This window comes from Mesorhizobium sp. M1322, assembly GCF_040318085.1.
Classification (GTDB): Bacteria; Pseudomonadota; Alphaproteobacteria; order Rhizobiales; family Rhizobiaceae; genus Mesorhizobium.
This window is the reverse complement of record NZ_JAMYLP010000153.1, coordinates 1-7,207: the sequence shown is the minus strand read 5'-3', so window position 1 is coordinate 7,207 and position 7,207 is coordinate 1. Positions and strand designations below refer to the sequence as shown.

The following is a 7,207-nucleotide window of genomic DNA, read 5'->3' as shown; positions in this document are numbered from 1 at the left end:
GGTCCAAGGCATCGTGATCTCCGTCGAATCTCAGCAATCCGACAGAATCACAACCTGCTGAAATCACTCACTCCTTTTTGGATCGGACACTAACACTTTGAATCTACCAATCGTGCTTTCCGAAAATCGATTCCGATTTTCGGGCCGACACGGCAGATCCTGACGTCATCCTGTTTTCGCCATCATTGGCAAAGCGCTCATCCGTCATTGTAATGTCAATATGCGGGGCCTACCTCTTCAACGTCCGAAAACCTGCCCGTCCACGTTCGGCCGGGCCAATTCTGGAGGCATTGATGTTCGATCCCAAGAAGCTCCTCGACGATCTGCTCGGCTCGCAAATTCCCGGAACGGGGTCGACCGTCCGCGACAAAGGGGGTCAGGCGGTGCAGATAGCCAAGGACAATCCGCTGGCGGCCGGCGCGCTGGCCGCGGTGCTGCTGGGAACCGGCGCTGGCCGTCAGGTCACCGGCACTGCGGTGAAGCTCGGCGGCCTGGCCATGATCGGCGGCCTGGCCTACAAGGCCTACCAGAACTACAAGAACGGCAAGGCGCCTGCGGAGACGGCCGCAGCCGGCTCGCCGGAATTGTTGCCGCCGCCCGCCGACACCAGCTTCCATCCCTCGCAAGCGCCGCAAGGCGAGGACGAATTCACGCTGACGCTGGTGCGGGCAATGATTTCGGCGGCGAAGGCCGACGGCCATATCGACGACGAAGAACGGCAAAAGATCGCCGGCAAGCTCAGCCTCGCGGGCATCGGCTCCGACGCGGAGAAATTCCTGATGTCGGAGCTGGAAACGCCGCTCGACCTGGATACGCTGGTCGGCGGCGCCCAAACCGACGCGCAGAAGCTCGAACTCTACACCGCCTCGCGTCTCACCATCGATCCGGATACGCGTGCCGAACGCGGCTACCTCGATCTGCTCGCCGGCCGCCTCGGCCTGCCGGACGCACTGGTCGACCATGTCGAGGCTACGGTGTCGGCGGCAAAGGTGCCGGCGCCAGAGGTGCCGGAGTCAGGGGGCCCGGCGTCGGACAAGGCAACCGCCGGTTCGCGCTGGTAGGCTTCCGGGCCGCGGAGAGCGGAAATCCAGGCCCCGCTCTCGCGTTAATGTCTCGTTTACCCAGGAAGCGCATTATTTTAGGTAGTCGGATCGGCTTTCCTCCTCCCAAGCCGGTTCAGATCAGGGCGGCCGCCAATGGCCGCCCTTTTGTTGAAGCCGGCTAGCGCATGGCCCGAAATCGGAATCGATTTTTGGAAGCGATCATGCACAAAATCAAATTACTCGAAATCAAGGTGCTATGGCGTTCTTGCGGACACGCGGCGCTATAGGAGGACAGTTATGACAGACTACAAAACAGCCATCGTCACAGGCGCCGGCACAGGCGTCGGTAAAAGTGTCGCCACGGCGCTGCTCAAGGCCGGCTGGAACACGGTATTCTGCGGGCGCCGCAAGCAGGTGCTGGACGAGGCGATCGCCGACGCCGGATCGACACAGGCAAAGGCGCTGGCGGTCGCCTGCGACATCAGCAAGGCCGACCAGGTCGACGATCTCTTCGAGACGCTGGTGGCGGCTTTCGGTCGTGTCGACCTGCTCTTCAACAATGCCGGCACAAGCTACAAGTCGACGTTGATCGACGAGATCCCCGTCGAGGTGTGGAACGACATCGTCGGGGTCAATCTCACCGGCTCGTTCCTGTGCGCCCGCGCCGCCTTCGGCGCCATGCGCAGGCAACAGCCGATGGGTGGCCGCATCATCAACAACGGCTCGGTGTCGGCCTACGCACCGCGGCCGGGCTCAGTGCCTTATACCGCGACCAAGCACGCCATTACCGGGCTGACCAAGACGCTGGCGCTGGACGGCCGGCCTTATGACATCGCCTGCGGCCAGATCGACATCGGCAACGCCTTGACCGACATGGCGCAGCCGATGACGGTCGGGGTACCGCAAGCCAATGGCTCCATCGCCGCCGAAGCGGTGATGGACGTCCAGCAGGTCGCCAATGCCGTCGTCCATATGGCCAGCCTGCCGCTCGACGCCAATGTGCTGTTCATGACCGTGATGGCCACCAAGATGCCGTATGTCGGGCGAGGGTGAGCGGCCGGTCCGCGTAAGCGAATTCATCGTGCCAGTGGCACGATGAAAGGCCAGCGAACGCCGGGACGCTGCGCAGCAGCGGGGACCCGGCCGGGCGGCGTTCAACTTTGGCTAAGACTGCGTAGCCGAAAGCGGCACGCCGGGAAGATACAGCGAAATGGGGCGGATTTCGTAGACGGCGGTCGGATTGACGCGGCGAAGGTCGCGCGCTATCGCGATCGCGGCATCACGCGTGGCGCAATCGACGACGTAAAGGCCCAACAACTGCTCCTTGGTCTCGGCGAAGGGTCCGTCAATGACCATTCCGGCGCCCGGCCCGCGCAAGGTACACGCGTCTTGCGTCGCCCCGAGCCGCGCCGCCGGGCCAAGGGAGCCTTCCCGGTATAGCCGTTCGTTTATCTGAAGCAGGTCAGTCATCAGCGCCGCGTCCTCCTCCGGCGTCAGCGCCGTGATCACTTCCTCAACGTGATAGGCGAGGATGGCATAAAACATCTGACGTCACCTTTCTTCGGTCGGAATATCCAAGGACGTTCGACCGCAGCCTTTCCCGACAGGGGTCAACGTGGCCTCTCCTCATTTGCCAGAAACGTCTCGATCCGCTCCAGCGCGCGCAGGATGTTCTCTTCGGAATTGGCGTAAGACAACCTGATATAGCCTTCGCCGAGAATGCCGAAATCAGGTCCGCCGATCAGCGCCACGCCGGCATCCTCAAGCAGCGCAGACGCAAGCTTCTTGGCCTTCCAGCCGGTTTGGGAGACATTGGGGAAGGCATAGAACGCGCCCTTCGGCGTGATGCAGGAAACGCCTGGCAAGACGTTCAGCCCTTCGACCACGACCTTCCTGCGGCGGTCGAAGGCGCGCATCATCTTGTCGACGTCGTCCTGCGGACCGTCGATGGCGGCGATGCCGGCATATTGGCTCGGCGCATTGACGCAGGACCAGCAATTGACCGCCAGCTTGCGCACCTTGTCGTAGAGGTGGGCGCCCTTGTCGCCGTTCGGCCAGATCGACCAGCCCATGCGCCAGCCGGTCATCGCCCAGGTCTTCGACCAGCCATTGAGCACGATCAGCCGGTCGCGGATTTCAGGGAAATTCAGCAGCGAGCAATGCGTCTCGCCGTCATAGGTCATCACGTCGTAGATTTCGTCCGAGAGGATGGCGACGTCCGGGTGGGCTTCCAGCCCTTTGACCAGCTTCTCGATTTCGGCGCGGGGTGTGACCCCGCCGGTCGGGTTGGCCGGCGAGTTTAAGATGAGCAGCCTGGTCTTCGGCGTGATCAGCGCCAGCGTCTCCTGCGCCGAGAAGGCAAAGCCGTTCTCCTCGCGCATCGGCACCGGCACCGGAGCAGCACCGGTAAACTCGATCATCGAGCGATAGATAGGAAAGCCGGGATCGGGATAGAGGATCTCGGCATCCGGTTCGCCGAACATCAGGATCGCGGCGAACATGGTCGGCTTGCCGCCGGGCAGGATCATCACCGCCTCGGGCGAAACCTCGACGCCGGTGGTGGTCAGCGTGCGGCGCACCACCGCTTCGCGTGTCGCCAGCAGGCCGTTGGCCGGCGTATAGCCGTGGTGGCCGTCGCGCAGCGCCTTGATTGCCGCCTCGACGATGTGCTGCGGCGTCTTGAAGTCGGGCTGGCCGATGCCGAGATTGACGATATCGCGGCCCTGATGGGCGAGCGCGGTGGCACGAGCCAGCACCGCAAAGGCGTTTTCCTCGCCGAGACGATCGAAGGCCGAAATCGTGTGGAGCATTTTTCCCGTCCGTGTGGTTCTTTCGCCGAGCGAGCGTTTTTGTGAGCGTCCGCTCGCAAAAGTCAAATGGATTGGAGTTTTGGGTGTCGGAAAATCTCAAGAATTGGCAACCGCGCCCGCGGCCCGAACGCAAAGTCCTGGAGGGGCGCACTGTCAGGCTGGAGCCGCTCAACGCCGAAAAACACGGCGACGGGTTGTTTGAAGCATCCTCGGCGCCTGACGCAGATGGCCGCTTCGCCTGGCTGTTCGACTATCCACCACAGACCCGCGCCGCTTTCCAGCCATGGCTGGACAAGGCCGAAGCCAGCCAAGACCCGCTGTTCTTTACCGTCATCGACAAGGCCAGCGGCAAGGTCGCCGGACGCCAGACGCTGATGCGCATCGATCCGGCCCATGGCGTGATCGAGATCGGCAACATCTATTGGGGTCCGCTGATCTCGCGCAAGCCGGCGGCGACGGAAGCGCAGTTTCTGTTTATGAAATATATCTTCGACGAGCTTGGCTATCGCCGCTACGAATGGAAATGCAACAACCGCAACGAGCCGTCGAAGCGCGCGGCGGAGCGTTTCGGTTTCAAGTTCGAGGGCGTTTTCCGCCAGCATCTTGTGGTCAAGGGCGAAAACCGCGATACCGCGTGGTACGCGATCATCGATAAGGAGTGGCCGGCCCTGCGCAGCGCCTATGAGGCATGGCTCGATCCGGCCAATTTCGATGGCGAAGGCCGGCAGAAGCGACGGCTCGAAGATTTCCGCGCCGAGTTCGGCGCCTGATCATGATCCCGAAAAGTGGAGGCCGGTTTTCGGATAAGATCATGGTCAAACAAGACGGACCATGATCCCGAAAAGTGGAGGCCGGTTTTTGCTGCGCTGACCTTCGGTTCGGGTGAGATCATGGTCAAACAGGAAGATAAAGCCTCCATCCCGATGCTGCCGGGATGGATCAGGCTCTAACAGGAGTTCGCAGATGGCGCACACCCATGACCACGGTTCGCGAGAGCATGACCACAGCCACGGCGCCGGTCATGTACACGGCTCGACCGACAAGAAACGGGTGCTGATCGCAGCCTGCCTGACCGCCGGCTTCATGGTCGTGGAAGCGCTTGGCGGTCTTTTCACCGGATCGCTGGCGCTGCTGGCGGATGCCGGCCACATGCTCGCCGACTGTATCGCGCTCGGCCTTGCCTGGTATGCTTTTCATCTGGCCGGCAGGCCGGCCACCGTTCGCCTCACCTATGGTTTCGGCCGTGTCAAAACGCTGGTCGCCTATACCAACGGCATCGCCATCTTCGCCATTGCGCTGTGGATCATCTATGAGGCTTGGGAACGCCTGCTGACGCCTGCGCCCGTGCTCGGCGGGCCGATGCTGGTCGTCGCGATCGCCGGTCTGCTGGTCAATATCGGCTCCTTCTTCGTGCTGCATGGCGGCGACCGCGACAGCCTGAACATGCGCGGCGCCATCCTGCACGTGCTCGGCGACCTGCTTGGCTCGGCGGCGGCGATCATAGCTGCGCTGGTCATCCTGGCAACGGGCTGGACGCCTATCGATCCGATCCTGTCCGTCCTCGTCTCGCTGCTGATCCTGTCCACGGCCTGGTCGCTGATGCGCGAAGCAGCCCATGTCCTGCTCGAAGGCGTGCCGGCGAGCCTCGATCGCGACCTGATTGCCAGGGACATAGAGGCGACGGTCAACGGCGTGCGCGAGGTGCATCACATGCATGTCTGGTCGCTCGACGGGTCAAGCAACATGGCGACCTTGCATGCTTGCCTCAACGATGGCGTCGATGCCCACAAGGCGGTCAGCGCCATCAAGAAGCGGCTTGCCGCCGAGCATGGCATTGCCCACGCCACCGTGGAACCGGAATTCGGTCATTGCGCCGACAGCCATGATGGGCACGATGGCGAGCACGACCATGCGCACGGTGCGGCTCCGCATCATGGCCACTATCACTGACACCGGGAGTTCCATGGCATTGGTAACGAACTTGATGAATTCCCGCCGCATCAGGGCCGCGTGATGGATCGCGACACGCGCAACGCGGCGATAGGCGCCCTCTGGGTGCTGCTGCTGTTCGGCATCGCCGCCTACTATTTGCCAACCGTGATGCTGGCGGTCGGCCGCGTCTCGACCATTCTTGCCGCTGTTATTGCCGCTGTGTTCATGGTGGCCATTTTCGTCGTGTTTTGGCTGCGTGGCCGCAGCCAGCGCAAAAAGGATCATTGATATGCGTGTTTTGATTACCGGCGCGGCAGGCATGGTCGGCCGCAAGCTCATCGCCCGGCTGGCGAAGGACGGAACGCTCAGCGGCCGGAAGATCGCCGCGCTCGACCTTCACGATATCGTGCCGCCCCAGGCGCCGACACTGGAAGGGATCGGCGTCACCATCCATACAGGCGATCTTGCCGCGGCGAGCGCGATGGAACGGCTGGTCGCGCCGCGCCCCGACGTGATCTTCCATCTCGCCGGCGTCGTGTCGGGCGAGGCGGAAGCCAATTTCGATCTCGGCTATCGCGTCAATCTCGACGGCACAAGGGCGCTGTTCGATGCCATAAGGCTGGCGGGGTTTGCGCCACGCGTCGTCTTCACCTCGTCGATCGCCGTGTTCGGCGCACCGTTCCCGGACATCATCCCCGACGAATTCCACCCGACGCCATTGACCTCCTACGGCACGCAGAAGCTGATGGGCGAAGCATTGCTCGCCGATTATACGCGGCGCGGCTTCTTCGATGGCATCGGCATCAGACTGCCGACCATCTGCGTCAGGCCCGGCAAGCCCAACAAGGCGGCGTCAGGCTTCTTCTCCGGCATCATCCGCGAGCCGTTGAGCGGCCAGGAAGCAATATTGCCGGTGCCGCGCTCTGTCGTGCACACTCACGCGAGCCCGCGCTCCGCGGTGAATTTTTTGATCCACGCAGCAGGGATCGACGGCAGCGCCGTCGGGCCGCGCCGCAATCTGACGATGCCCGGTGTCGCCGTCACGGTCGGCGAGCAGATCGAGGCCTTGGAACGCATTGCCGGTGGCGAGGCGGTGAAACTGATCCGCGAGGAGCCCGACGATACGATCTGGGCGATCGTCAAGGGCTGGCCGACACGGTTCGAGGCGCGGCGGGCGAGGGAGCTTGGCTTTGCCGCCGAAACCAGCTTCGACGACATCATCCGCGCCCATATTGAGGATGAACTCGGCGGGAAGTTTTAACGAGCTGCCGCCTTCCGGTACTACGCCAATTGCCGACCTCGGCGCTGCCCCTCATCTGCCTGCCGGCATCTTCTCCCCGTGAACGCAGGGCTGTCCGGGGAAAGTTATTCATATATGAAGGCCATCTGATTGGGAGAGGCTCGGTCTTTTGGTCGGCTTGG

General features: G+C 62.7%; 8 protein-coding genes. 6 read left to right on the top strand and 2 right to left on the bottom strand.

The window, feature by feature from the left end; all coding sequences use genetic code 11:
• The first annotated feature begins 293 nt into the window (after positions 1 to 293).
• Positions 294 to 1,061 carry a tellurite resistance TerB family protein gene (locus tag NKH12_RS29350; protein WP_352956325.1) on the top strand — a complete coding sequence of 256 codons (768 nt, stop codon included), beginning with the start codon at positions 294 to 296 and terminating at the stop codon, positions 1,059 to 1,061.
• A 279-nt stretch (positions 1,062 to 1,340) separates the two neighbouring features.
• Positions 1,341 to 2,096 carry an SDR family oxidoreductase gene (locus NKH12_RS29345; RefSeq protein WP_352956324.1) on the top strand — a complete coding sequence of 252 codons (756 nt, stop codon included), beginning with the start codon at positions 1,341 to 1,343 and terminating at the stop codon, positions 2,094 to 2,096.
• A 111-nt stretch (positions 2,097 to 2,207) separates the two neighbouring features.
• On the opposite strand, the gene NKH12_RS29340 is transcribed toward NKH12_RS29345, so the two are convergent.
• Positions 2,208 to 2,588, bottom strand: coding sequence for a YciI family protein (locus tag NKH12_RS29340; protein ID WP_352956323.1), 381 nt, complete (start codon positions 2,586 to 2,588; stop codon positions 2,208 to 2,210).
• 65 nt (positions 2,589 to 2,653) lie between these two features.
• Entirely contained in the window at positions 2,654 to 3,853 is a 1,200-nt protein-coding gene (locus tag NKH12_RS29335) for a pyridoxal phosphate-dependent aminotransferase (protein WP_352956322.1), read from the bottom strand.
• Positions 3,854 to 3,936: 83 nt separating this feature from the next.
• On the opposite strand from NKH12_RS29335, the gene NKH12_RS29330 reads away from it, so the two are divergent.
• The 4 genes from NKH12_RS29330 (at position 3,937) to denD (ending at position 7,046) form a co-directional block, all read left to right on the top strand.
• Complete coding sequence (locus tag NKH12_RS29330) at positions 3,937 to 4,623, top strand: GNAT family N-acetyltransferase (RefSeq protein ID WP_352956321.1); 687 nt, start codon at positions 3,937 to 3,939, stop codon at positions 4,621 to 4,623.
• Between the two features lie 193 nt (positions 4,624 to 4,816).
• Entirely contained in the window at positions 4,817 to 5,803 is a 987-nt protein-coding gene (locus NKH12_RS29325) for a cation diffusion facilitator family transporter (RefSeq protein WP_352956320.1), read from the top strand.
• A gap of 63 nt (positions 5,804 to 5,866) precedes the next feature.
• Positions 5,867 to 6,073 (top strand): hypothetical protein, encoded by a 207-nt coding sequence (locus NKH12_RS29320; protein ID WP_029349698.1) that lies wholly within the window; start codon positions 5,867 to 5,869, stop codon positions 6,071 to 6,073.
• A 1-nt stretch (position 6,074) separates the two neighbouring features.
• Positions 6,075 to 7,046 carry a D-erythronate dehydrogenase gene (gene denD, locus NKH12_RS29315; protein WP_352956319.1) on the top strand — a complete coding sequence of 324 codons (972 nt, stop codon included), beginning with the start codon at positions 6,075 to 6,077 and terminating at the stop codon, positions 7,044 to 7,046.
• The last annotated feature ends 161 nt before the right edge of the window (positions 7,047 to 7,207 follow it).

Bases quoted from the DNA above. Each gene is read 5' to 3' on its own strand.
- NKH12_RS29345 (WP_352956324.1), top strand. From the start codon at position 1,341: ATGACAGACTACAAAACAGCCATCGTCACAGGCGCCGGCACAGGCGTC.
- NKH12_RS29350 (WP_352956325.1), top strand. From the start codon at position 294: ATGTTCGATCCCAAGAAGCTCCTCGACGATCTGCTCGGCTCGCAAATT.
- NKH12_RS29340 (WP_352956323.1), bottom strand. From the start codon at position 2,588: ATGTTTTATGCCATCCTCGCCTATCACGTTGAGGAAGTGATCACGGCG.
- NKH12_RS29325 (WP_352956320.1), top strand. From the start codon at position 4,817: ATGGCGCACACCCATGACCACGGTTCGCGAGAGCATGACCACAGCCAC.
- NKH12_RS29335 (WP_352956322.1), bottom strand. From the start codon at position 3,853: ATGCTCCACACGATTTCGGCCTTCGATCGTCTCGGCGAGGAAAACGCC.
- denD (WP_352956319.1), top strand. From the start codon at position 6,075: ATGCGTGTTTTGATTACCGGCGCGGCAGGCATGGTCGGCCGCAAGCTC.
- NKH12_RS29320 (WP_029349698.1), top strand. From the start codon at position 5,867: ATGGATCGCGACACGCGCAACGCGGCGATAGGCGCCCTCTGGGTGCTG.